At 67.6% G+C, this 22,395-nt stretch carries 19 protein-coding genes; 10 read left to right on the forward strand and 9 right to left on the reverse strand.

Going from position 1 to position 22,395, the window contains the following annotated elements; genetic code table 11:
* Nucleotides 1–1,343: 1,343 nt before the first annotated feature.
* Nucleotides 1,344–1,676 carry a hypothetical protein gene (locus tag NV1_RS16105; protein WP_067892010.1) on the forward strand — a complete coding sequence of 111 codons (333 nt, stop codon included), beginning with the start codon at nucleotides 1,344–1,346 and terminating at the stop codon, nucleotides 1,674–1,676.
* Between the two features lie 68 nt (nucleotides 1,677–1,744).
* Here NV1_RS16105 and NV1_RS16110 read toward each other — a convergent pair whose 3' ends face one another.
* From NV1_RS16110 to panB, 5 genes are all read right to left on the reverse strand, one after another.
* The gene (locus NV1_RS16110; protein WP_067892013.1) at nucleotides 1,745–2,662 is read right to left on the reverse strand and encodes a CHAD domain-containing protein; all 918 of its coding nucleotides are present in this window, start codon (nucleotides 2,660–2,662) and stop codon (nucleotides 1,745–1,747) included.
* The gene (pip, locus tag NV1_RS16115; RefSeq protein ID WP_067892015.1) at nucleotides 2,662–3,621 is read right to left on the reverse strand and encodes a prolyl aminopeptidase; all 960 of its coding nucleotides are present in this window, start codon (nucleotides 3,619–3,621) and stop codon (nucleotides 2,662–2,664) included. The genes NV1_RS16110 and pip overlap by 1 nt, the downstream gene beginning before the upstream one ends.
* Nucleotides 3,621–4,088 (reverse strand): hypothetical protein, encoded by a 468-nt coding sequence (locus NV1_RS45695; protein ID WP_067892217.1) that lies wholly within the window; start codon nucleotides 4,086–4,088, stop codon nucleotides 3,621–3,623. Before NV1_RS45695 ends, pip begins: the two co-directional genes overlap by 1 nt.
* 154 nt (nucleotides 4,089–4,242) lie before the next feature.
* Nucleotides 4,243–5,325, reverse strand: a complete 1,083-nt coding sequence (locus NV1_RS16125) for a DUF4185 domain-containing protein (protein WP_067892017.1) — start codon at nucleotides 5,323–5,325, stop codon at nucleotides 4,243–4,245.
* 151 nt (nucleotides 5,326–5,476) lie between these two features.
* On the reverse strand, nucleotides 5,477–6,325 hold the full coding sequence (gene panB, locus NV1_RS16130; protein ID WP_067892219.1) for a 3-methyl-2-oxobutanoate hydroxymethyltransferase: 849 nt from the start codon (nucleotides 6,323–6,325) through the stop codon (nucleotides 5,477–5,479).
* 143 nt (nucleotides 6,326–6,468) lie between these two features.
* On the opposite strand from panB, the gene NV1_RS16135 reads away from it, so the two are divergent.
* From NV1_RS16135 to NV1_RS16150, 4 genes are all read left to right on the forward strand, one after another.
* Nucleotides 6,469–8,010 carry an alpha/beta hydrolase gene (locus tag NV1_RS16135; protein WP_067892019.1) on the forward strand — a complete coding sequence of 514 codons (1,542 nt, stop codon included), beginning with the start codon at nucleotides 6,469–6,471 and terminating at the stop codon, nucleotides 8,008–8,010.
* A gap of 267 nt (nucleotides 8,011–8,277) precedes the next feature.
* The gene (glnA, locus tag NV1_RS16140) at nucleotides 8,278–9,618 is read left to right on the forward strand and encodes a type I glutamate--ammonia ligase (RefSeq protein ID WP_067892021.1); all 1,341 of its coding nucleotides are present in this window, start codon (nucleotides 8,278–8,280) and stop codon (nucleotides 9,616–9,618) included.
* Between the two features lie 127 nt (nucleotides 9,619–9,745).
* Nucleotides 9,746–12,760 (forward strand): bifunctional [glutamine synthetase] adenylyltransferase/[glutamine synthetase]-adenylyl-L-tyrosine phosphorylase, encoded by a 3,015-nt coding sequence (locus NV1_RS16145; RefSeq protein WP_067892023.1) that lies wholly within the window; start codon nucleotides 9,746–9,748, stop codon nucleotides 12,758–12,760.
* 595 nt (nucleotides 12,761–13,355) lie between these two features.
* Nucleotides 13,356–14,729, forward strand: a complete 1,374-nt coding sequence (locus NV1_RS16150; protein WP_067892025.1) for a bifunctional lysylphosphatidylglycerol flippase/synthetase MprF — start codon at nucleotides 13,356–13,358, stop codon at nucleotides 14,727–14,729.
* A 28-nt stretch (nucleotides 14,730–14,757) separates the two neighbouring features.
* On the opposite strand, the gene NV1_RS16155 is transcribed toward NV1_RS16150, so the two are convergent.
* Entirely contained in the window at nucleotides 14,758–15,114 is a 357-nt protein-coding gene (locus tag NV1_RS16155) for a DoxX family protein (RefSeq protein ID WP_067892026.1), read from the reverse strand.
* Nucleotides 15,111–15,716 carry a TetR/AcrR family transcriptional regulator gene (locus NV1_RS16160; RefSeq protein WP_067892028.1) on the reverse strand — a complete coding sequence of 202 codons (606 nt, stop codon included), beginning with the start codon at nucleotides 15,714–15,716 and terminating at the stop codon, nucleotides 15,111–15,113. The genes NV1_RS16155 and NV1_RS16160 overlap by 4 nt, the downstream gene beginning before the upstream one ends.
* Nucleotides 15,717–15,819: 103 nt before the next feature.
* Here NV1_RS16160 and NV1_RS16165 point away from each other — a divergent pair, with 103 nt between their 5' ends.
* The 5 genes from NV1_RS16165 to NV1_RS16185 all read left to right on the forward strand — a co-directional run bounded on the left by NV1_RS16165 (nucleotide 15,820) and on the right by NV1_RS16185 (nucleotide 20,637).
* On the forward strand, nucleotides 15,820–16,227 hold the full coding sequence (locus tag NV1_RS16165; RefSeq protein ID WP_067892221.1) for a VOC family protein: 408 nt from the start codon (nucleotides 15,820–15,822) through the stop codon (nucleotides 16,225–16,227).
* A 46-nt stretch (nucleotides 16,228–16,273) separates the two neighbouring features.
* A complete protein-coding gene (locus tag NV1_RS16170; RefSeq protein ID WP_067892030.1) occupies nucleotides 16,274–17,569 on the forward strand; it encodes an MFS transporter in 1,296 nt (431 codons plus the stop codon).
* Between the two features lie 51 nt (nucleotides 17,570–17,620).
* Complete coding sequence (locus tag NV1_RS16175) at nucleotides 17,621–18,835, forward strand: serine hydrolase domain-containing protein (protein WP_067892032.1); 1,215 nt, start codon at nucleotides 17,621–17,623, stop codon at nucleotides 18,833–18,835.
* A 141-nt stretch (nucleotides 18,836–18,976) separates the two neighbouring features.
* A complete protein-coding gene (locus tag NV1_RS16180) occupies nucleotides 18,977–19,372 on the forward strand; it encodes a YciI family protein (protein ID WP_245713759.1) in 396 nt (131 codons plus the stop codon).
* Nucleotides 19,369–20,637 (forward strand): RNA polymerase sigma factor, encoded by a 1,269-nt coding sequence (locus NV1_RS16185; RefSeq protein ID WP_245713748.1) that lies wholly within the window; start codon nucleotides 19,369–19,371, stop codon nucleotides 20,635–20,637. The genes NV1_RS16180 and NV1_RS16185 overlap by 4 nt, the downstream gene beginning before the upstream one ends.
* Nucleotides 20,638–20,703: 66 nt before the next feature.
* Here the strand turns inward: NV1_RS16185 and NV1_RS16190 are convergent, their stop codons facing one another.
* Together NV1_RS16190 and NV1_RS16195 are read right to left on the reverse strand one after the other, a co-directional pair.
* Nucleotides 20,704–21,165, reverse strand: a complete 462-nt coding sequence (locus NV1_RS16190; protein WP_067892038.1) for a 6,7-dimethyl-8-ribityllumazine synthase — start codon at nucleotides 21,163–21,165, stop codon at nucleotides 20,704–20,706.
* A gap of 9 nt (nucleotides 21,166–21,174) precedes the next feature.
* Complete coding sequence (locus tag NV1_RS16195) at nucleotides 21,175–22,014, reverse strand: alpha/beta hydrolase (protein WP_067892040.1); 840 nt, start codon at nucleotides 22,012–22,014, stop codon at nucleotides 21,175–21,177.
* Nucleotides 22,015–22,395: the final 381 nt, after the last annotated feature.

Consider the following 22,395-nt stretch of genomic DNA (forward strand, 5'->3'; position numbering starts at 1 on the left):
TCCTGCTCAAGGAGTTGCAGGCGTTGTGCCTGAACGTGGAGGTGCTCTCCACCGACGGTTCCGCGGTCGAATTGCACCATGACGACGACGATCTCGATCGTACCGCCGCCAATCTCGGAATCACGCTGTCCCGCAACGAATCCGCGACGATCGACGACCTGTCGAGCTGATCGGGCAGGATCGCCGCGCACCCGGTTCTCCGGTGCGCGGCGTTTCCGGCGCTCGACTACCTTACTCGGATTCGATGCGGCCCCAACGGGTTGCGGCTCTCCGTCGGCCTCTGCGCGTCGCCGGCCGGCGGGAACTTTCGATCTCCGGCGCGGGACGAAGGTATGCCCGCGTGAGATGCCGGATCAGTGCCGGTGTGCGCATGGCCGAGAAATCCGGGTCCGCGACGTTCTGTTCGTCGCTCGCGATGACTGCGGCGGCTCGGGCGGCGAGGATCGCGGCCTTCTCGACCAGCGCACCGTAGGCGGCGGGCTTGTGTGCGGGTGGCGGTCGGCCCGGACACGACGCGCGGCCGTCGGCCGGACTGCTGATCGCCGGACTGCGCCGAGTGGACCGAGTACCGGGTCGGGCCGAGCGGCCGGCCGGAAAACGTCGACGGCGGCCTCCGCGTGGGAGACCGCCGTCGACGTCGGTTCGACAGACTGTGTCGTCAGCCGGCCGGGCTGATCACCAGGATCTGAGCCCAGCGGGTGGCCTCTTCGGGGCCGAGCAACGGCAACAGGTAGTCGTAGACGATGGACGACATACGGTACGGAACTCCTCATGTTTCGGCAGTGCGGTATCGCATTCGGACATAGTGGGGCAGACAGGGCGGCCCCGCGAATACCTGCGCCACAGTAACAGCGCGCAGCCGTCCGTGCAGAAAGGTGCTGGAATCGGGTGGGAAATAGCTGATTTCGGCAGCGAAGAGCGTCCGGACTGTATGGTCTGTTCTTCTGGCCGGTGATATCGATCGGCTCTCGCGGACGAGGGCGCCGCCGCGGGCGCCACGCCGATCCGGCCGTCCCGTATGCGACGGCGCGCCGCTCGGCCGCACGGCCTCGGACCGAGGCGGGGAAATGTGACCGGAAGTCACTGGGAATGTGCCGAACTCGCAGGCACCTGAGGCTGTGTGGTTCGAACGAATGCGCGAAACTCCGGATTCGGGACGTCCCGAATCCGGCGGATCGGGCCGATATTCGATCGTTATCGGCGTGTCTGGCGCGGCGATCCGCTCTGAACTGGCCGGAACCGTGACTGACGTCATAAAGTGTTCCGCGTTGGATGTTTCCCCGTAGGGGGTGGCGGTGAAATCAAAGGGTGTCAACGAACGTCGGAAAGCAGGTTCTGTTTATATGCGTGTAGTTCGCAAGTTGGTGGCCGGTGCATTGATCGCCGGGGCCGCTTCGGTATTGGCCGTGATGGGCGCGGGGTCCGCCTCCGCATTCGCGCTCACGCCGCTACCCGGTGGGGTCCAGGTGGACCTCACCCCGGGTGACACCCAGTGGGTGCACCAGACCCACATCGGGCAGACGATCGGGATTCTTCCCCATCCGTCCGCGGCCTCCTTCGGTCAGGCGCTCGATTCGGCGGCGGATCTGTCATCGCAGTATCCGGACGGGCGGGTCGTGTTCACCGTCTACGGGCCGATGGATCAACTCAACGGTTCCATGCTGGCATTGCAGTAAGCACGAACCGAATTCGGGCCGACCTCGGACCACTGGTCCCGGGTCGGCCCGAAAGGTTCGGGACGTCGTCAACCCTTGTCTCGCTGCCGGACGAAATCGGCTGCGGCGGAATATTGTTCGAGGGCCTTTCGGGCCGCCACCGCCTCGCATTCGTAGAGGTGGTCGAAGGGGGAAGTATCGGGGGCTCCGGAGTGGTCAGCGGCGGCCCGGATGGCCGCCATGGCCTCGACGGCATCGCGGTGATCGCCGAGCACCGACTGTAATTTCTTGGCGCGCAAGGCCAATTCGGCCGCGGGACCGCCGAGTACGTCGGCGGCTGCCTCGGAGCAGTAGCGTAATCGCTTGGCGGACTTGCGGATCTCATGCAGGTGCTCGATGCGCTCGTCCTCGCTGATCGCCGGATCGGCACGCATCGTCGTTTCCCGGTCGACCAGCAGACGCAGTTGCTCGAAGTCGGCGCGCAGCACCTTGCCGAACGCCCGGCTCGCCTCGGCGTCGGCGTGGGCCGCCACCAGCGGGGGAGTGCTGCGCAGGTCCAGCAGCGCCTGACGCAGGCTCGCGTACCGGTCACCGTCGAGTTCGCGCAGTACGGCCGCGTGTGCGGCGGTGTAGGCGGCGCGTTCGTTCGCGACGAGTTCGGACACCGTGCGCCGCAGGGCCGCGGTCGGGTCGTCCGGTCGGTCCGCGTCCGGCGTGCTGCGGTGCTGTTCGAGCAGGGCCGCGAAACGGTCACCGCGGACCTCGGCATCCCGGGCGACCCCGAGAACCCCTGCAAGCCAGCGTAATTCGTCTCGCAGCTCGCGGACGCGACCGGACTCGAGGAGTTTGCGATAGGACCGCAGCACACTGCGCAGTCGACGGGTGGACACCCGCATCGCGTGCACCGAATCCGGTGCGTCCCGGCGTACCGCCGGTTCGGCGCGCAACAGACGCTCGACGTCGTCGTCGAGAACGGTGGTGAGAGCGGAACCGGCGGTGCCGACCATCAGACCCCCCGAAACTTGTCGGTGGCTTCGATGAGGTGATGGGCTATCCCCGGCTCGCTGGCCGCGTGACCGGCGTCGGCGACGATGTGCAGTTGTGAACCCGGCCAGGCCCGGTGCAGATCCCAGGCGCTCACCGCCGGACAGACGATGTCGTGACGACCCTGCACGATGACGCCGGGAATATCGGCGATGCGGTCGACATCGCGCAACAGCTGTCCCTCGTCGAAGAATCCGCCGTTCACGAAATAGTGGTTCTCGATGCGGGCGAACGCCAGCGCGAACCGCGGCTCGGCGGTCTCGGCGACCCGATCCGGTTGCGGCAGCAGCGCGCTGGTGGAGCTCTCCCAGGTGGTCCAGGCGATCGCGGCGGCGGTGGCCACGGCCTCGTCGGGGGAGTGCAGCAAGCGGTGGTAGGCGCCCACCAGGTCACCGGCGCGCTCGTCCGGCGGCATCGGGGCGAGGAACTTCTCCCACTCGTCCGGGTAGACGTATCCGGCCGCGCCGTTGTAGTACCAGTCGATCTCTTTGCGCCGCAACAGGAATATTCCGCGCAGCACGAGTTCGGTGACGCGATCGGGGTGGGTCTGCGCATAGGCCAGCGCGAGCGTCGAACCCCACGATCCACCGAATACCTGCCAGCGTTCGACGCCCAGATGGGTGCGGAGTTTCTCGATATCGGCGACCAGATTCCCGGTGGTGTTGGTCTCCAGGCTCGCGCCGTCGGCGATATGCGGTGTGGAGCGACCGCAGCCGCGCTGATCGAACAGCACGATCCGGTACGCCTGCGGATCGAAGAACTGCCGGTGGAAAGGCGCGCTCGCACCGCCGGGGCCGCCGTGCAGGAAGACCACCGGTTTGCCGTCCGGGTTGCCGCTCTCCTCCCAGTACAGCTGCTGGCCGTCGCCGACGTCCAGCCGGCCGTGCCGGTTGGCTTCCAGGGGCGGGTACAGGGTGCGCATCAGAACAGGATGCCCGAGGCGAAGTTCGGCAGGTTCAGTGCCTGCAGCGCTTCGGTGCGGACGTTGGGGCAGGTCTTGCTGGTGATGCGATCGATCATCGCCTTGTCGCCCAGGACGCGGGCGCTCAGCTGGAGTCCGCCGTTGCGCAGGGCCCATTCGTGCACCGCGATATTGAGCGCCGTGCCGCTCAGCGAGGGCCCTTGCACCCGCCAGTCCGACAGCTGCGGTTCGATCTCGTCGCACAGCTTCTGGGCGATCGGATCAGCCGGGTCGGGCTGTGCGGAGGTGGTGACGGCCGAGCTCGCCGTCCCGGTGGCCGAGGCCGAGGCCGAGGTGGACGAGGCCGGACCGCTGGACCCCGCCGGGGCCGGCGTGCCACTCGACCCGCATCCGGCGGTCAGCATCACCAGCACGGCGATTCCCATGGACCCGAGCGTCCCGCGAGTCATCCAACGGCTCTGCGACATCTGCACCCTTTACTCATGTTCGTTTTGTTCGAAATTCGTATCCGTCGGCATCGAGTGTGCCACCGTGAGCGAACTCCTCACCACCTCCGAGCCGTCATCCGTTCTCGGAGCGCGGAATTCGCGGTTTCGTAGCCGTGGGTCCGCGGGCCGCCGCTCACGCCGACAGACCCGACCACTGGGTAGCGGTGTAGGGCCGGTGGCCGCCGGTGCCGTCCCAGGCGCTGATGATCAACGTCAGATTCGACGGATCGGCGCTGCCCGGATGGATGTAACCGCCGTAGAGGTTCTTCAGCACCGGCAGTCGCCATCGTGACGGTGATATCCCGCGATCGCCGACCACCTGTGTCTTCGGCTCGGACCAGACCCGGTCCGGTCGGGAGGCGGTGCGCGTGCGGATGCTGTAGTCGGTGGTGTCGAAATAGCTCATCACATAGGTCTCGCCGATCCGCTTCACCGAGAATTCGCCGATACCGTTGCCGGGGGCGAAGATCGGGGTCGGCTCGGCGGTCGCGGCGGGCAGCCACTGCCAGGTGTCGCCTCGATGGACCCAGTTCTCCCGCGCGCCGAAATCGCCGTCGAAGAAATCCGCCGGCCGGAGCCGGAACAGCTGGACCCGGCCGCCGTCGCCGGCGTAGTTGTGGCTGCCGTTCCAGGCCTTGCTGAAGATGTAGAGATAGCCGTCGGGGTCGACACCGGCGAAGCTCCACATCAGCTCCGGGTTGCCGTTGCTGCCCTGGGCGCTGCCCGGCCAGTGCTGGTCGAAGTCACGCCAGCCGGCGCCGCCGTCGTCGGAGTACGCGACGCCGCCCCGCAGTGACCCGTCGTCTGCGCTGCCCGGCGCGACCCACTGGGCGACCGAGGTGTACTGGATGAACAGCCGGGTTCTGCTACCCTGGCTCAAACTTATTGCGTCGTTGGGGATTCGGCTGACTTCGTAACCGAATCCGTTGTCCGCGCGGTGCCGATAGCTGAACAGCTGAGCGACCGTCGGGCTCGGCTGTGATCCGGTGAACGTGATCGGCGTCTGCCCGGAATCGTCGAATGTGTTCTGGTACAGCATCACCGGGCTGCCGATATACGGATCGGTCGCCTCCTGTCCGGTGAAACAGTCACCGAATACGTAACCCCATGTCCCATCCGGTAATTGGAACGGAATACCCAGGTCCCCCGAGCCCAGCCCGAAGCCGGCGGCCGAATCACCTTGGTTGTCACACAGATACGTGCCGTTCTGGGCCATGGCTCGCCCCCTCCTTCATCGGGTCCGACAGACCGGACTTCCCCGGGGGAAGCGCCGCGAAACCCGGCGGCCCGCTACCGGGCGTCACGATCACGGCCGGGACCGGGCGGTCCGCCGATCGCGCACGGACCGTCCGGAGGGGTGGCGAAGATCAGAAGGTGTGCTCGGGCCCCGGGAACACCCCGCGGCGCACCTCGTCGGCGTAGTCGGCCGCGGCGCTGCGTAGCTGGTCGCCGACCTGGGCGAACTGCTTGACGAAACGTGCCGTCTTACCGCTGGTGTAGCCGGCCATGTCCTGCCAGACCAGCACCTGGGCGTCGCAGTCCGCGCCGGCGCCGATGCCGACGGTGGGGATGGTCAGCTTGCGGGTGACCTGCCCGGCCAGTTCGGCGGGCACCATCTCCATGACCACCGAGAATGCGCCGGCCTCCTGAACCGCGATCGCGTCGGCGATGAGCTGTTCGGCGGCGTCGCCGCGGCCCTGCACCCGGAATCCGCCCAGGGTGTTGACGCTCTGCGGGGTGAACCCGATATGCGCCATCACTGGGATACCGGCGGCCACGAGGGTGGCGATGGTGTCCGAAACACGTTCGCCGCCTTCGAGTTTGACCGCGTGCGCGCCGCCCTCCTTCATGAACCGGATGGCCGTGGCGAGAGCCTGCTGCGGCGAGCCCTCGTAGCTGCCGAACGGCAGATCCGCGACCACCAGTGCATGCGGTGCGCCGCGGACCACGCCGCGCACCAACGGGATCAACTCGTCCACGCTGATCGGCACGGTGGTGTCGTAGCCGTAGACGACGTTGGCCGCCGAATCGCCGACCAGAAGTACCGGAATTCCGGCCGCTTCGAACAGTTTCGCCGTGGAGTAGTCGTAGGCGGTGAGCATCGCCCACTTGTCCCCGGCGGATTTCATCTGCTGCAGGTGCTGCACTCGCGTCTTCCGTCGAGAAGTCTGCGGCGCGGCGCCGTAAGCAGGGGTTTCCGCATCGGTTGTGGACATCATCGTCCCTTTCGTCGGTTCCTCGAGGCCCATCGGGTCCCCGGGTTGATATGACCTCCCCAGCATGCCACCGGGCCGACATCCCGCGAAGGCCGCTGCACCATGGACTTCATCACACAGGTAGAGATGCAAGGATCGTCGCCATGTCGTTGTTGCGATCCGGTCGTGCCGCGGCGGTACTGGCCCTGGTTTGTGTGGCTGCCGCCTGCTCCACGTCGTCCAAGGAGCAGTCCGTTCAATCCTCGTCGACGCCTTCGGCGGCGGCTCTGGAGAAGTTCTACGAGCAGACCCCGAAGTGGGGCAGCTGTGCCGGATTCGGCAGCGCGGACGAGCGCATGCCCAAGGCCGCAGAGTGCACGCACATCAGCGTTCCGGTCGATTACGGCAATCCCGGGGGAGCCACCGCGCAGATCGCGGTGTCGCGGATCAAGGCGACGGGCCCGAAGATCGGTTCGCTGATGTTCAATCCGGGCGGCCCGGGCGAATCCGGGCTCTGGATGGTGCAGCAGGGCCAGGACACCGCGCTGGCACAGCGTTTCGATCGGATCGGCTTCGATCCGCGCGGCACCGGCAATTCGACGCCGCCGATCAAATGTCTGACCGGTAAGGAGTGGGACGAGCAGCGCGCCGAAGCGCCCAAGGAGAACAACGCCGCCGGGATCGCCGCGCAGGAGACCGAGGACAAGCAGTTCGCTGCACACTGCACCCAGCGCACGGGCAACGACTTCCTGGCCCACGTCGGCACCCGCGAGGTGGTGCAGGACATGGACATCATCCGGAGTGTGCTGGGCGATCCGAAGCTGACCTACGTCGGCTACTCCTACGGCACCCGCCTCGGCTACAGCTACGCGGAGAAGTTCCCGGACAAGGTGCGCGCGATGGTGCTGGACGGCGCGGTCGATCCGGAGCAGCAGCCGCAACAGGAGTCGATCGACCAGGCCGCGGGCTTCCAGAAGGCCTTCGACATGTATGTGCAGAGTTGCGTGAAGAAGTCCGACTGTCCGCTGGGCGACGATCCGGCGCAGGCCACCACGCAATTCCAGAAGCTCGTCGCTCCGCTGTGGGATCACCCGGTGCCCACCAAGGAGAGCCGCACCCTGACCTACGGCGACGCGATCACCGGTGTGCAGAACACCCTCTACGCCAGCGACAACTGGGATCTGCTCACCGCCGGACTCATCCAGCTGCGCAACGGTCAGGGTGATGTTCTGCTGCGACTGGCCGATCTGTACGACGGCCGCAGCAAGGACGGCAGCTACGACAATTCCCAGGACGCGTTCCTGGCCATCCACTGCGTCGACGACCCGGCGGTCAAGGATCGCACCGTGGCCGCGCAGGAGGACGCCCAGTACCGCAAGGTCGCGCCGTTCCTGGACGACGGGCACGGCACCAGCCAGGCGCCGCTGGAGATGTGCGCGTTCTGGCCGGTTCCCAATACCGAGAACCCGCACAAGCTCTCGATTCCGGGTCTGGCCAAGACGGTGGTCATCTCCACCACCAACGACCCGGCGACTCCTTACCAGGCGGGCGTGGACCTGGCCCAGCAGCTCGGCGCGGACCTGATCACCAACCGCGGCACCAGGCACACGGTGTTCCTGTCCGGCGGCGTGCCGTGCGTGGACGACGCCGTCGCCGGCTACCTGATCGACCTGAAGGAGCCCGCCCAGGGCCTCACCTGCGGATGACCATTTCGCTACCCGACACTCCGAGTCGGATCACTTTCAGGTGAAACATACGTTGCGTGCATAGCCGACCCGCACGGAGCGAGCCTTCGAGCGACCGTTCGCGGCCGGCTCGCCGATGAGCACTCGAAGCGCATGGGCGAAGCCCGAGTCTCGAGTGCTCATCGGCGAGCCTTCGGGGCCGCGAACACGCCGGAGCGGAGCGGAGGCAATCAAACACAGCTCAGCCATGTAACACGGATTTAACGCCGGATGCTTACGCTCGCGCTTATGGATCGCCAGAAGGAATTCGTGCTGCGCACGCTGGAGGAACGGGACATCCGGTTCGTGCGACTCTGGTTCACCGATGTGCTGGGGTATCTGAAGTCGGTGGCGATCGCTCCCGCCGAACTCGAGGGCGCCTTCGAGGAGGGCATCGGGTTCGACGGTTCGGCCATCGAGGGGTTCGCCCGGGTGTCGGAGGCCGATATGGTCGCCAAGCCGGATCCGTCCACGTTCCAGGTGCTGCCCTGGTCGACGAGCAAGGGCCATCAGCATTCGGCGCGGATGTTCTGCGATATCGCGATGCCGGACGGCTCGCCGTCCTGGGCCGATCCGCGCCACGTGCTGCGCCGGCAGCTGAACAAGGCCGGTGACCTCGGCTTCAGCTGCTATGTGCATCCGGAGATCGAATTCTTCCTGTTGCAGGACAGCCCGCAGGACGGCACCGCGCCGGTTCCCGCGGACACCGGCGGCTTCTTCGATCAGGCGGTGCACGATTCCGCGCCGAACTTCCGTCGGCACGCGATCGATGCGCTGGAGTCGATGGGGATCTCGGTGGAGTTCAGCCATCACGAGGGCGCGCCCGGCCAGCAGGAGATCGACCTGCGCTACGCCGACGCGCTGTCCATGGCGGACAACGTGATGACCTTCCGCTACCTGATCAAGGAGGTGGCGATCGACGAGGGCGTGCGCGCGACGTTCATGCCCAAGCCGTTCCCCGAACATCCCGGTTCGGCCATGCACACGCATATGAGCCTGTTCGAGGGCGAGGCCAACGCCTTCGCCGATCCCGACGATCCGAACAACCTGTCCGAGACCGCGCGGGCGTTCATCGCGGGCATCCTCGAGCACGCGCCGGAGATCAGCGCGGTCACCAACCAGTGGGTGAACTCGTACAAGCGCCTCGTGCACGGCGGCGAGGCGCCCACCGCGGCCTCCTGGGGACGGTCGAATCGTTCTGCGCTGGTTCGGGTTCCGATGTACACCCCGAACAAGTCCTCGTCCCGGCGGGTCGAGATCCGCAGCCCCGATTCGGCCTGCAATCCGTATCTGACCTTCGCGGTGTTGCTGGCCGCCGGGCTGCGCGGCATCGAGAAGGGCTACAACCTGCCGCCGGAGGCGGAGGACGACGTGTGGGCGCTGACCGCCGCCGAGCGCCGCGCGATGGGCTTCAAGGAGCTGCCCACCAGTCTGGAGGACGCGCTGCGGGTGATGGAACGCTCCGAGCTGGTCGCCGAGACGCTCGGTGAGCACGTGTTCGACTTCTTCCTGCGCAACAAGCGCCGGGAGTGGGCCGGATATCGCGCGCAGGTGACGCCCTTCGAGCTCAAGGAATACCTCGGGCTGTAGTCGGCGTGCCGGGTCCGGATGCGGGAGGTTCGCCGGTCGCACCGGCCGCGGCACGAAGCGAGAACAATTTCTCGGAACCGGGGTACGGGCCTCCGGTGCTCCGGTGTGACCGTGTAATTTTGGCAGCATGGTACGGCCACCGACCGCCCGTCCGGTAGTGCCCGGCGTCGGTCGGCTCGGACTTCTCGAGCCGACGGCGGCGCAGTCACTGCGAGAGTTGGCGTGGGACAACGTCGAAAGCATTCCCGTGTTGTGGGCGCTGTCCCGGTCGCCCGATGCCGACCTGGCGCTGCTGACCCTGATCCGGTTGCGTGAGAAGCTCGGAACGCGTTGGGCGGCACTGGATTCGGTCTTGCGTACCGACACCTCGGTGCGGGGTAGGTTGTTCTCGCTGATCGGTTCGTCCAGTGCGTTCGCCGATCACCTGGTGGCCGACCCCGAATGCTGGCAGCTGTTCCAGCGCAAGGAGCTGCCCGGTCGCGAGGAGTTGATCGCCGATCTGCTCGATGCGGTGCGGGCGGTCGCGGAGACCGGGGACTACGCCGGGCCGATGCTGTATCGCGCGGGGGTCTCGGGCCCGGAGGCGGTCGCGTTGCTGCGCAAGCGTTATCGCGATCAGCTGATGTTGCTGGCGGCGATCGACCTGGCCGCCACCGTGGAGAACGAATTGGTGCTGCCGTATCAGCAGGTGGGCAGGCAGCTGACCGATCTGGCCGATGCCGCGCTGACCGCGGCGTTGTCGGTCGCGGTGGCGCGGGTGTGCCCGGAACAACCGGTGCCGGTGCGGCTCGCGGTGGTCGCGATGGGCAAATGCGGTGCGCGTGAACTGAATTACGTCTCCGATGTGGATGTCATCTTCGTCGCCGAACCCGCCGACGCCACCGCGAGCCGGTTGGCCGCGGAGATGATGTCGGTGGCCTCGAGCGCTTTCTTCGAGGTGGACGCGGCGCTACGGCCCGAGGGTAAGGCCGGTGCGCTGGTGCGCACGCTGGACTCGCACATCGCGTACTACAAGCGCTGGGCGCGCACCTGGGAGTTCCAGGCGTTGTTGAAGAATCGTCCCGCCACGGGTGATCTGGAATTGGGCGAGCAGTATCGCGACGCGCTGATGCCGATGGTCTGGACCGCCTCGGAGCGGCCCGATTTCGTCGCCGACGTGCAGGCGATGCGGCGTCGGGTGGAGGATCTGGTTCCCGAGGATCTGCGCGAGCGCGAACTCAAACTCGGTCACGGCAGTCTGCGCGATGTCGAGTTCGCGGTGCAGCTGTTGCAGCTGGTGCACGGTAAGGCCGATGAATCGCTGCACGTGCAGGGCACCGTGGAGGCGCTGACCGCGCTGGCCGATCGTGGTTATGTGGGCCGCGACGATGCCGCCAATCTCACCGCCTCGTACGAATTCCTGCGATTGCTCGAGCATTGCCTGCAATTGCAGCGGCTCAAACGCACCCACACCCTGCCCGCGTTCGACGACGAGGAGGGCATGCGCTGGCTGGCTCGCGCGGCGCATATGCGCCCGGACGGGCGGCAGGACGCGGTCGGCGTGCTGGCCAGCGAGATCAAACGCAATGCGGTGCGGGTGCGCCGGCTGCACGCGAAGTTGTTCTACCGGCCGCTGCTGGACTCGGTCGCGCGGCTCGATGCCGACGCGTTGCGCCTGAGTCCCGCCGCGGCGGTCCGCCAGCTCGCCGCGCTCGGATATGCGGACCCCGAGAACGCCCTGAGCCATCTCAAGGCGCTGACCGGTGAGATCGGCCGCAAGGGACGCATCCAGGCGCTGCTGCTGCCGACGCTGCTGGAGTGGCTGGGCGAGACGCCGAATCCCGATCAGGGCCTGCTGGCCTATCGCCGGGTGTCCGAGGGCCTGGACGATCAGACCTGGTTCCTGCGCGAGCTGCGGGACGAGGGCGCGATCGCGCAGCGGCTGATGATCGTGCTCGGTTCCTCGGCCTACCTGCCCGATCTGCTGATCAACGCGCCGGAGACGATCCGCATGTTCGCCGACGGTCCGAGCGGCCCGCTGTTGCTGAGCCCGAAGGCCGCGGACGTGCGCGGCGGGATAATGTCCGGCGCGGCACGTTACGAGGATCCCAAACGCGCTGTGGCGACGGCTCGTTCGCTGCGCCGGCACGAACTGGCCCGGGTCGCCTCGGCCGATGTGCTGGGCATGCTCGAGGTGCCCCAGGTGTGTTCGGCACTGTCCTCGGTGTGGGTGGCGGTGCTGGAGGCGTCACTGCGCGCGGTGATCCGCGCCAGTGAGGCCGAGATGGGTCACGAAGCCCCGGCGGATTTCGCGGTGATCGGGATGGGTCGCCTCGGCGGTCTGGAACTGGGCTACGGCTCGGACGCCGACGTGCTGTTCGTCTGCGATCCGCGTCCCGGTGCGGACGAGACGGTAGCGGTGAAATGGTCGATCGGGATCGCCGACCAGGTCCAGCGACTGCTGGGCGCACCGAGTACCGATCCGCCGCTGCAGGTCGACGCCGGTTTGCGTCCCGAGGGACGGAACGGCGCCCTGGTGCGCACGCTGGCCGCGTACGAGGCCTATTACCGCCATTGGGCCCAGCCTTGGGAGGTGCAGGCTCTGCTGCGCGCCCATCAGGTCGCCGGGGATCAGCAGCTGGGACTGCGATTCCTGCACGTCGTCGATGCGGTGCGGTATCCGGCCGGTGGCGTTTCGGCCGACGCGGTCCGCGAGATCCGCCGGATCAAGGCGCGCGTCGACTCCGAACGTCTGCCGCGCGGCGCGAATCCGGCCACGCACACCAAGCTCGGCCGCGGCGGCCTGGCCGATATCGAATGGACGGTCCAGCTGATGCAGCTGCGCCACGCCCACGAGGTCGGGTCCCTGCACAACACGTCGACACTGCAAACCCTCGAAGCCATCGAACAAGCCGACCTCCTGGATTCCACCGACGTGGCGCTGCTCCGCGATGCCTGGCTCACCGCCACCAAGGCCCGCAACGCCCTGGTCCTGGTCCGCGGCAAATCCGCGGACCAACTCCCGGGCCCGGGCCGCCTGCTCTCGGCGGTGGCGCGGGTCGCGGGCTGGCCCAACGACGACGGCAGCGAATTCCTGGACCACTACATGCGTGTGACCAGGCGAGCGAAGACGGTCGTGGAGCGGGTGTTCGGCGGAGAGTGAGGTCACCGCGCAGGCCGATATCGCGCAAGAGCTATGAGATGAAGCTCACAGGGCTGCGTTTCGCTCGAGTTCCCGGGCGGTCGGATCGCTGTCCGCCGGCTGCTTCGGCAGATGGCCGACGGGTGGCGATCCGGTCTCTGTTCGATATCGGGTGGACTGCCCGAGAATTTGCTGAAATCGCAGGTGGGCCCGGTCCGGGGGCGGATTGTGGACGCGGCGGCGGGACGTGCGAACAAGCCTGGATTGCCCGATATTTGCTGTTTTACAATCGTACTTGTATTGCCGTGTGGGGCAACACGTAAACCTATTGCGGGGAACAAGTTTCTCGCGGTATCGGTTATTGAGATGCGCATACGACTGCGCCGCCGAGTCATGTCCGGATCGGCGGGTAGGCCGAGACGAGGGAACACCGGGATCGACGGGCGGTGCCGGCCGCCGTGCCGCCGGATCGGTGGGGTCCAGCGACCCGGAACCTGCGTTCCGCATAGTGTGTCCGTCAGGACGCGAACCATCGGGAGGACCGCCATGTCGAGGATGTTCGTGGACGTGCAACACGCCCACCAGCGCGAATTCCTGCCCCAGCGGGGGTTGTGACGTGGCGGATCTCAACTCGGCGGTCGCCGGTTATCGCACGTACCGGCAGGTCGTCCTCACCCCCACCCGAGCAGTGCGGCTCCCGCTGATCGTGGTGCTGCTGCTGGTCGGCGTGGTGCTGGTGTACGCGGCGGACCGGGCCTCGCGCGAGGGCGTGGATCGCGGCTGGTTCGTGGCCGCCTCGCTGTCGGGGCTGTTCGTGGCGCGCGGACTGCATCTGCGGCGACCGATCACGCTGCCGCACGCCACCGTCGCCGTGATCGTCCTCGGCATGTCCAACATCGCCTATCGCGCGGAGCATCCGGCGGTCGGGTTCGTCTTCCTGGCCTCGACCGGATTCATCATGATGTTGCCGCAGAGCTCACGTCCGCAGCCGGAACATCAACTCAGGATTGCGGCGCTGGTCGACACGACCGCGGGCGATCCGCTCGCACCGTTCGCGCTGCACTCGTCCAAGTCCTATTTCTTCGACGCGACCTCCGCCGCGGCCATCGGTTACCGCACCCGGTTCGGGATCGCGGTGGTGGCGGGCGATCCGGTCGGCGACCGCGCCGTCTACGGGACGCTCATCGCGGAATTCTCCGCATTCGCCATGGCGCACGGCTGGCGGATCGCCGTGCTGGGCGCGAGCCCGGAGGTGTGCGAGCTGTGGCGCACCCGGGCCGCGGAACATCGTGGGCTGCACTCGATTCCGATCGGCCGCGATGTGGTCGTCGAGGTCGACTGCTTCGATATGGTGGGCCGCAAATTCCGCAATCTGCGTCAGGCGGTCAGCCGCACTCGCAACTTCGGCGTGAGCACCGAGATCGTCCCCGAGCGGGAGTTGAGCGAATCGCTGCGCCGGACCCTGTTCGCGATCGTCGACGAATGGCATCACGGCCGCCAGACCCGTGGATTCTCGATGATCCTGGACCATCTGCTGGATGGCCGTCATCCGGGCATGCTGGTGGTGATCGCCCGCGACAGCGACGGCCGGGTCGTCGGATTCCAGCGGTACGGCGAGGCCAATCACGGCAGTGAATTGAGCCTGGACGTGCCGTGGCGTCGCAAGGACGCGCCGAACGGCCTGGACGAGCGCATGATCGTGGATTTGGTCGATTACGGTCGCGAACACGGCGTGCATCGCATTTCGCTGGCCTTCGCCGCGTTCCCGGAGTTGTACAGCGATAAGGAGCGCACGCGTACGCGCCAGGCGCTGTATCTACTCGCCCGCGTGCTGGACCCGATGATCCGGCTCGAATCGCTGTACCGATTCCTGCGCAAGTTCAACTCCTTCGGCAATCAGCGTTACGTGCTGATCCGCTGGCGCGAGATCGTGTTCACGGCTGTGGCGCTGCTGACCCTCGAGTTCGTGCCGCATCGCAAGCAGATCTGAGCGGGGCGGGCCGCGACCCGCCGCCTGATCAGAATCGGCCGATCGCCACCAGCACGGCGATGACGAACAGCACGAGGTTGGACGGCGTGCGCGAATATTCGGCGCGCCGGGCGTGGGTGAGGAATCCACCCACCATCACCAAGGCCAGACCGACCGCGGCGATCGGGGTCAGAACCGGCGCGATACCCGTCGCCCAGGGCAGTACGACCCCGGCTCCGCCGATAACCTCGATCGCGCCGATGCCGCGCACGGCATTGGACGACATGTCCTCGACCCAGGGCATCATCGGATGCAGCTTGTCCTTCGGCAGCGCGATCTTCACGCCACCGCCGAGGACGAACGCGGCGGCCAGAATGATCTGCCCCGCCCACAACCAGCCGTTCATATCTTCTTCCCTTCGTTGATCCACGTCGCGTACACCGCGTCCGCGACCCGGTCGATCAGTGCGGCGTCGCCGTGACCGCCGAGCAGGTACAGCCACAGGAACACCGGGCCGGAGAACTGCGCGTGCGCCCAGCGCACATCCGGGACGGCGGTGAGTTCGCCGCGTTCGACCGCGCGTTCGGCGGTCCGCTGGACGAGGTCCTGTTCGGGGCGGATGCATGCCTCCTCGAAAACGCTCTGCAGCACCTGTTCGTGCAGGAGGTCGGCGAAGATCTCCGGCAGTACGGCCCGCACCCGGGGGTTCGCCATCCGGGCGACGAAATCCGCCGACACCTCGCGCAGATCGGCGTGCAGGCTGCCGGTGTCGCGATAAGTCCGAGGCGCCAGATCGCCGATCAGGTGGTGCATCGCCAGCGCGGCCTTGGACGGCCAGCGCCGGTAGAGCGCGGCCTTGCCGACGCCCGCGCGGGTGGCCACGTCCTGTACCCGCAGACCCGCGTACCCGACTTCGTCGAGGAGGGCGAGGGTGGCTGCCCGTACGGCGCGGTCGGTCTCGGCGGACAGCGGCCTGCCGAGTCGGGATTCGGTGGTTCCGGAACTCACGGTTCCGAATATAACAGATTACGGAACTGTTGGTTCCGTATATTCGCGGCAAGGGCGCGACGGATCCGGGTTCGGGTCGTCCGGGGTGGAGTACCTGCGGCGCATGGGATTTGCCGTCGAACGCTTCGACCACATCGTCCTGAACTGCCGGGACGTCGCGGCCACCGCCGCCTGGTACGAGCGGGTCCTGGGAATGCGGGTGGAGACGTTCGGGGCGGCCGGGCGGATAGCGCTGGTATTCGGGCAGCAGAAGATCAATCTGCGGCCGGTGGCGATGGCCGCGGACGATCCGGCGTGGCTGACCGGCGCGGTGGCCGCGGCCGGGTCGGCGGATCTGTGCTTCATCAGCAACGCCGCGCCCGAACAGGTGCACGGACAGCTCATCGCGTGCGGAGTGGAAATCACCGAAGGGCCCGTGGTGAAGATCGGCGCGCTGGGGGAGATGATTTCGCACTACTGTCGCGACCTGGACGGCAACCTCGTCGAGATCGCGGTCTACCCGGCCGGATGAGCCCGCGCGCCTTGACATCCGGCAATCCGGACACGACAGTACGCAGGTGTTCGAAGCCACCGATGTCTCCCGGACCACGCTGCGCAAGGTCGGCCTGCGCCTCGTGCCGTTCCTGGGTCTGCTGTATTTCGTGAACTATCTGGACCGGGTGAACATCGGCTTCGCCGGTCCCAGCGGGATGAAACACGATCTCGCTCTGTCCGAGACGGTGTTCGGATTCGCCTCGGGCATCTTCTTTCTCGGTTATCTGGTGCTCGAGGTGCCGAGCAATCTGGCGTTGCACCGGTTCGGCGCACGGCGCTGGATGGCGCGAATCATGCTCAGCTGGGGCGTGATCGCGACCGCGATGGTGTTCGTGCCGAACGCCACCGTGCTGATCGTGCTGCGATTCCTGCTCGGCGTGGCGGAGGCCGGCTTCTTTCCCGGCATCCTGCTGTATCTGACCTACTGGTTCCCGCGGCGGTATCGGGCACGGATCGTCGCGATGTTCATGGTGGCGGTGCCGATCTCCACGGCGGTCGGCTCCACGCTGTCGAGTCTGGTGATCCAGTACGGAAATGGCGTATTCGGGCTGAGCGGCTGGCGGTTCATGTTCCTGGTCGAGGGCGTGCCCGCGCTGATTCTGGCCGTGCTCACCTGGTTCCATCTGACCGACCGGCCCGAGCAGGCCCGCTGGCTGACCGCACCCGAGCGTGAGTGGCTGGCAACCGAACTCGCGCGTGAGGAGGCCGAGCTGGCCCAGGCCGAGCACTGGACGTTGCGCCGGGCGCTGACCCATCCGCGCATCCTGGGCCTCGCCGCGATCTACGGCGGCATCGCCTATGGGCTGTATGCCCTGGGATTCTTCCTGCCGACGATCATCGCCGGATTCCAGCAGCAGTACGGCAGCCATTATTCGGTGGTGCAGCGCGGTCTGATCACGGCGGTGCCGTATGTAATCGGCGCGGTCGCGATGGTGTGGTGGGGCAGGCACGGCGACCGGACGGGGGAGCGGCGGTGGCATGTCGCGTTGCCGTCGATCATCGGCGGTCTGGCCATTCCCGTCGCGCTCTACCTGGGCAACCCGTTCGCGGCGATGACCGCGGTGACCGTCTGCGCGGTCGGCGTGCTCGCGGCGCTGCCGACCTTCTGGGCGTTGCCGAGCACCTTCCTGTCCGGCGCCGCCGCGGCGGGCGGTATCGCCCTGATCAACTCGCTGGGCAATATCAGCGGATTCGCGGCTCCCTACATCACCGGCTGGCTGAAGGATCTGACCGGAACTCAGCGTGCCGGTCTGTGGGTGGTCGGGGTGTACATGGTGGTCGCGGGCCTGGGAGCGCTGGCGCTGCGCCGACGGGAATAACCGCTCGCCCGCCCGGTTGACGCTCACGACGGTGCAGGGAAAGGAGCTGTTGTGGCGAACGGGTTTTCGGCCGATGGCCTGGGATTGCTGAGCGAGACGCTGACGGGGTACGCGGACCGCGGCGAGGTCGCGGGCCTGGTCGCCATGATCCACCGGCGCGGGGAAGTGGTTCAGGTGGACACCGCGGGCCGGCAGGATCGCGAGGGGCGGCGGCCGATGCGGCGCGACGCGCTGTTCCGGATGGCGTCGATGACCAAACCGGTCACGGCGGTGGCCGCCCTGCAACTCGTGGAACAGGGGCTGATCGGGCTGCCCGATCCGGTGGATCCCTGGCTGCCCGAACTCGCCGATCGCAAGGTCATGCGCGACCCGCTGGGCCCGCCCGAGGACGTCGTGCCCGCGTCCCGGCCGATCACCCTGGAGGATCTGCTCACCTATCGGTTCGGCCTGGGCTGGGGACGATCCGGCCTTGCCCCGCAACTGTTCTCACTCACCGCCGACCCGGTCGCCACCGCCCTGGCCATACCGGGCTGCGAGCCGTTGGACCCCGACGCGTGGATGCGCCGTCTCGGCGAACTGCCGCTCATCGCCCAGCCCGGTGAGCTGTGGCGATACCACACCGCCTCGGATGTGCTCGGCGTGCTGATCAGCCGGATCACCGGTCAGCCGCTCGAAACGGCACTGGCCGAACGGATCTTCGAGCCGCTGGGCATGGTGGACACCGGTTTCGTGGTGCCCGAATCCGCCCGCGAACGTCTCACGGTCCTGTACTCGCGCGAGGGCGAGGTCCTCGACCATCCGGACGCCACGGCGTGGGCGCGGCGTCCGCTGTTCGCGTCCGGCGGCGCGGGTCTGGTCTCCACCGTCGACGACTACGCGCGTTTCGCCCGGATGATTCTCGGCCGCGGCGAACTCGACGGCACCCGGATCCTGACCGGGGACACGGTGGACGCGATGACGCGCGATCGCCTCACCCCCGCGCAGCACGCCGACCCGCCGTTCAACCCGCCGCTGGGGCAAACCATGTGGGAGGAACAAGGTTTCGGATACGGCGTACAGGTCCGCATTCGGCAGGACGGCATCGGTCCGGGAGTCGGTGCGGTGTCCTGGCCGGGCGGCTTCGGCACCTTCTGGATCGCCGACCCGCGGCACGACCTCGTCGCGCTGTTGTTCGTGCAGACCAGCAACATCATCGTGGCCGGGGACTGGCAGGTCCCGCTGGGCGACGACTTCCTGACCCTGACCTATCGAGCGTTGCGGGACTGACCGTTCCGGGGGGCCTTCGGCGGCGATTTCGGCGCAATCCGGGGAATCGGCGAAGGGATGTCCGAGAATGGACAGCGGCTTCGACGTACCTGGTGACAGCGCCACAGGGGTGCTGATCGGAAGGAGTTCGCCGTGAAGTACATGATTCTGAGCTACGGATCGCAGCGGGACTACGACGGGATGGGCGGGGCCGGGGAGTCCACCTGGTCACCGCAGGATTTCGCCGAGTTGCACGCATTCATGACCAAGTTCAATCAGGAGCTGGAGGCGTCCGGGGAACTGGTGGAGACGCGTGGGCTGACCGCGCCCGTGCACACCCGCCGGGTGGGCAATCGCAACGGGAAGCCGTTCGTGACCGACGGGCCGTTCGCGGAGACCGAGGAGGTGCTGGCCGGATACTGGGTGGTCGACTGCGTCAGCTTCGACCGCGCCACCGAGATCGCCGAGCGGCTGCGGGACTGTCCTGGTCCGCCGGAGGCCGTCGCCCACGCCTATGCCGATATCCGCCCCATCGCGGAGTCTGTCGACGAATTGTGAACCTGCGCACCGAGATCGAGGACCTGCTGCGTCACCTGGCGCCGCGGGTCCTCGGCGCGCTGGTCCGCCGCTACGGGCATTTCGACGCCGCCGAGGACGCGGTGCAGGAGGCGCTGCTCGCCGCCGCCACGCAGTGGCCGGGTGAGGGAATCCCCGAGGAGCCGCTGAGCTGGCTGATCGCGGTCGCGGCCCGGCGGCTGACCGATCTGCTGCGCCGGGATCAGGCGCGGCGGCGGCGCGAGGACGTGGTCGCGAGTTGGCGCTCACCGCGGGATCTGGTGGCCCCGCCCGCGGATCGCGTGCCCGGCGACGCCGATGACACGCTCATCCTGCTGTTCATGTGCTGCCACCCGGCGTTGTCGCCGCCGTCGCAGGTCGCCCTGACACTGCGGGCGGTCGGCGGGCTGTCCACCAGCGAGATCGCTCGTGCGTTCCTGGTGTCGGAGGCGACCATGACCCGGCGCATCACCCGGGCCAAGACAACGATCCAGGAAAGCGGTGTCCGGTTCGCGCCCCCGTCGGGGGCCGAGCGCGACGAGCGGCTGGCCGCCGTACTGCACACGCTGTATCTGATCTTCACCGAGGGCTATTCGACGACCGCGGGCGCGCTGCTGTATCGGGCCGAATTATCCAGCGAGGCAATCCGATTGGCTCGCCTGACGCATCGTCTGCTGCCAGGTGACGGTGAGGTCGCCGGACTGCTGGCGCTGATGTTGCTCACCGACGCGCGTCGCCCGGCCCGGATCGGCGAGGGTGGTGAGCTGATCCCGATGGCCGACCAGGACCGGAGTCTGTGGCGCGCGGACGATATCGCCGAAGGGATCGAGCTGATCACCGCCACCGCGCCGCGCGGGGATGTCGGGCCGTATCGGTTGCAGGCCGCGATCGCCGCCCTGCACGACGAGGCCGCCGACTACGCCGCGACCGACTGGCCGCGGATCACCGCACTGTACGAACGGCTGCTCGCATTCGGCGACAATCCGGTCGTGGCCTTGAATCATGCTGTCGCCGTAGCGATGTCACGTGGCCCTCGGGCCGGGTTGGCGCTGGTCGACGGCCTCGCTTCGCGTCTGCCGGGTGATCACCGCGTCGATGCCGTGCGGGCGCACCTGCTGGAGTTGCTCGGTGACCGCGACGCCGCGCGCGAGGCTTACCGGGACGCCGCGAATCGAGCCGAAACCTTACCGCGGCAACGATATCTGAATGCCCGCGCCGACCGTCTCGCCGGACCTGCGGCGGTGACTGCCGACGCCGCCGACCCGTGATCCCGCCGACCCGGAAACCCATGCGCCACAGCGTCATTGCTACGGGCAGAGGCGAAATACGTTATCTCAGTTCACCGGCAGGCCGCGCAGCGAGCTGAGCGTGGTGGCGAGCGCGCGGGCGGCCTCGGCGCCCTTGGTGACGAAATGCTCGGTGAAGTAGTTCACGTGCTCACTGTGCTCGTGGAAGTGATGCGGGGTCAGCACCACCGAGAACACCGGCACGTCGTTGTCGAGTTGCACCCGCATGAGCCCGTCGATGACGGCCGAGGCGACGAATTCGTGGCGGTAGATGCCGCCGTCGACGACCAGGGCCGAGGCGACGATCGCGCCGTAGCGGCCGGTGCGGGCCAGCCGCTGCGCGTGCAGCGGGATCTCGAACGCCCCGGGTACGTCGAAGACCTCGACGCTCGCCGGATCGAAGCCGAGGTCGCGGTACTCGGCCAGAAAACCCTCATACGCCTGCGTCACGATCGGGCGATGCCAGCTGGCGCGGATGAAGGCGACGCGGCTCTCGGTGGGAGTGCTCATGGCCGGATGCTACCCGGTGGCCGAATGCTTCTCCAGCCAGCCGACCAGGTCGCCGAGCACCGCATCCCGCTCGGGTTCGTTGAAAATCTCGTGGTAGAGGCCCGGGTAGCGGGTGACGGTGAGATCCCTCGCACCCGCGCGCTGTTCGATGGTGTCCGCGCTGGACGGGGCGGCCAGCGCGTCGGCGGTGCCGTGCAGGACCAGGGTCGGGACGGTCAGCCGGTCCAGCCGGGCGGTGACGGTCCCGGTGGCCTCCAGGATCTCCGCGCCGGTGCGTGCGGGGAGTTTGCCGCGAAAGACCAGGGGATCGGTGTCGTAGGCGCGAACAACCTCGGGGTCGCGGCTGATCATGGCGGAATCCAGCTGTAGGACACCGAGATTCGGGGTCCAGCGGCTCAATGCGGGGGCGAGTGCGCGTTGCAGGGCGCTGCCCGCGGAGATATCCAGCGGCGGCGCGGAGATCGCGACTCCGGCCACGTCCAGCGGGGCGCGGGTGGCCAGGTGGAGAGTGACGAGGCTGCCCATGCTGTGCCCGAGGACGAAGCGGGGCACGCCGGTATGACGTTGCGAGGCCAGCTCGAGCACCGCGGCGACATTGTCGGCCGCGCCATCGATCGAGTCGATGTTCGCCTTGCGCCCGGCCGAACGCCCGTGTCCGATGTGATCGAGTGCGTAGACCGCGAAACCGCTGTCCGCCAAGCGTTTCCCGACGTGTTCGTATCGTCCGGAGTGCTCGGCGACGCCGTGCACGAGGGCGATCACCCCGCGCAACCGGTCCCCTGGGACCCAGGCGCGCCAGAAGACCCGTCCGCCCCGTCCGTCGAACTCACCGGTATCGGCCTGCACCATCGTGCTCCCTTCACAGCGGCGGCCTCCGGCCGCCCGTGTCCAATTTATCCGTGCGGTGGCCGTGGCGAGGAGATACCGCGTTGCGAACTCGGCTACCCGAACCGGGGCGATGTCCGATTGGAACGGGGGACGCATCGGACCGCCGCAGCCTCCGACGATGGCGGCACGCCGAATTCTCGACTCCTGTCGTCCAGGGGAAGAGGCCGTCGGCAGCACGGTTGCTGCGGAAACCCGGGCGATGTGGGACGCGGCCGATTCGAATCGGACGGCCGTGGGAACCCCGCTGCCGGACGCGCGGTGAAACAGTGGGCCCGCGGCGGGCGATACCCTGCGGTGAACTCGGCAGTACGGTACTACGAACCACTCGGGGTGGGGAGCGTT

It is taken from the genome of Nocardia vaccinii NBRC 15922 (genome assembly GCF_001613305.1).
Lineage (GTDB): Bacteria > Actinomycetota > Actinomycetes > Mycobacteriales > Mycobacteriaceae > Nocardia > Nocardia vaccinii.

What these genes read in the sequence shown, in the direction of transcription:
- NV1_RS16180 (WP_245713759.1), top strand. Translation starts at nt 18,977, where the DNA reads ATGATTCTGAGCTACGGATCGCAGCGGGACTACGACGGGATGGGCGGG.
- NV1_RS16135 (WP_067892019.1), top strand. Translation starts at nt 6,469, where the DNA reads ATGTCGTTGTTGCGATCCGGTCGTGCCGCGGCGGTACTGGCCCTGGTT.
- NV1_RS16110 (WP_067892013.1), bottom strand. Translation starts at nt 2,662, where the DNA reads ATGGTCGGCACCGCCGGTTCCGCTCTCACCACCGTTCTCGACGACGAC.
- NV1_RS16155 (WP_067892026.1), bottom strand. Translation starts at nt 15,114, where the DNA reads ATGAACGGCTGGTTGTGGGCGGGGCAGATCATTCTGGCCGCCGCGTTC.
- NV1_RS16145 (WP_067892023.1), top strand. Translation starts at nt 9,746, where the DNA reads ATGGTACGGCCACCGACCGCCCGTCCGGTAGTGCCCGGCGTCGGTCGG.
- glnA (WP_067892021.1), top strand. Translation starts at nt 8,278, where the DNA reads ATGGATCGCCAGAAGGAATTCGTGCTGCGCACGCTGGAGGAACGGGAC.
- NV1_RS16165 (WP_067892221.1), top strand. Translation starts at nt 15,820, where the DNA reads ATGGGATTTGCCGTCGAACGCTTCGACCACATCGTCCTGAACTGCCGG.
- panB (WP_067892219.1), bottom strand. Translation starts at nt 6,325, where the DNA reads ATGTCCACAACCGATGCGGAAACCCCTGCTTACGGCGCCGCGCCGCAG.
- pip (WP_067892015.1), bottom strand. Translation starts at nt 3,621, where the DNA reads ATGCGCACCCTGTACCCGCCCCTGGAAGCCAACCGGCACGGCCGGCTG.
- NV1_RS16195 (WP_067892040.1), bottom strand. Translation starts at nt 22,014, where the DNA reads ATGGTGCAGGCCGATACCGGTGAGTTCGACGGACGGGGCGGACGGGTC.
- NV1_RS16125 (WP_067892017.1), bottom strand. Translation starts at nt 5,325, where the DNA reads ATGGCCCAGAACGGCACGTATCTGTGTGACAACCAAGGTGATTCGGCC.
- NV1_RS45695 (WP_067892217.1), bottom strand. Translation starts at nt 4,088, where the DNA reads ATGTCGCAGAGCCGTTGGATGACTCGCGGGACGCTCGGGTCCATGGGA.
- NV1_RS16105 (WP_067892010.1), top strand. Translation starts at nt 1,344, where the DNA reads ATGCGTGTAGTTCGCAAGTTGGTGGCCGGTGCATTGATCGCCGGGGCC.
- NV1_RS16190 (WP_067892038.1), bottom strand. Translation starts at nt 21,165, where the DNA reads ATGAGCACTCCCACCGAGAGCCGCGTCGCCTTCATCCGCGCCAGCTGG.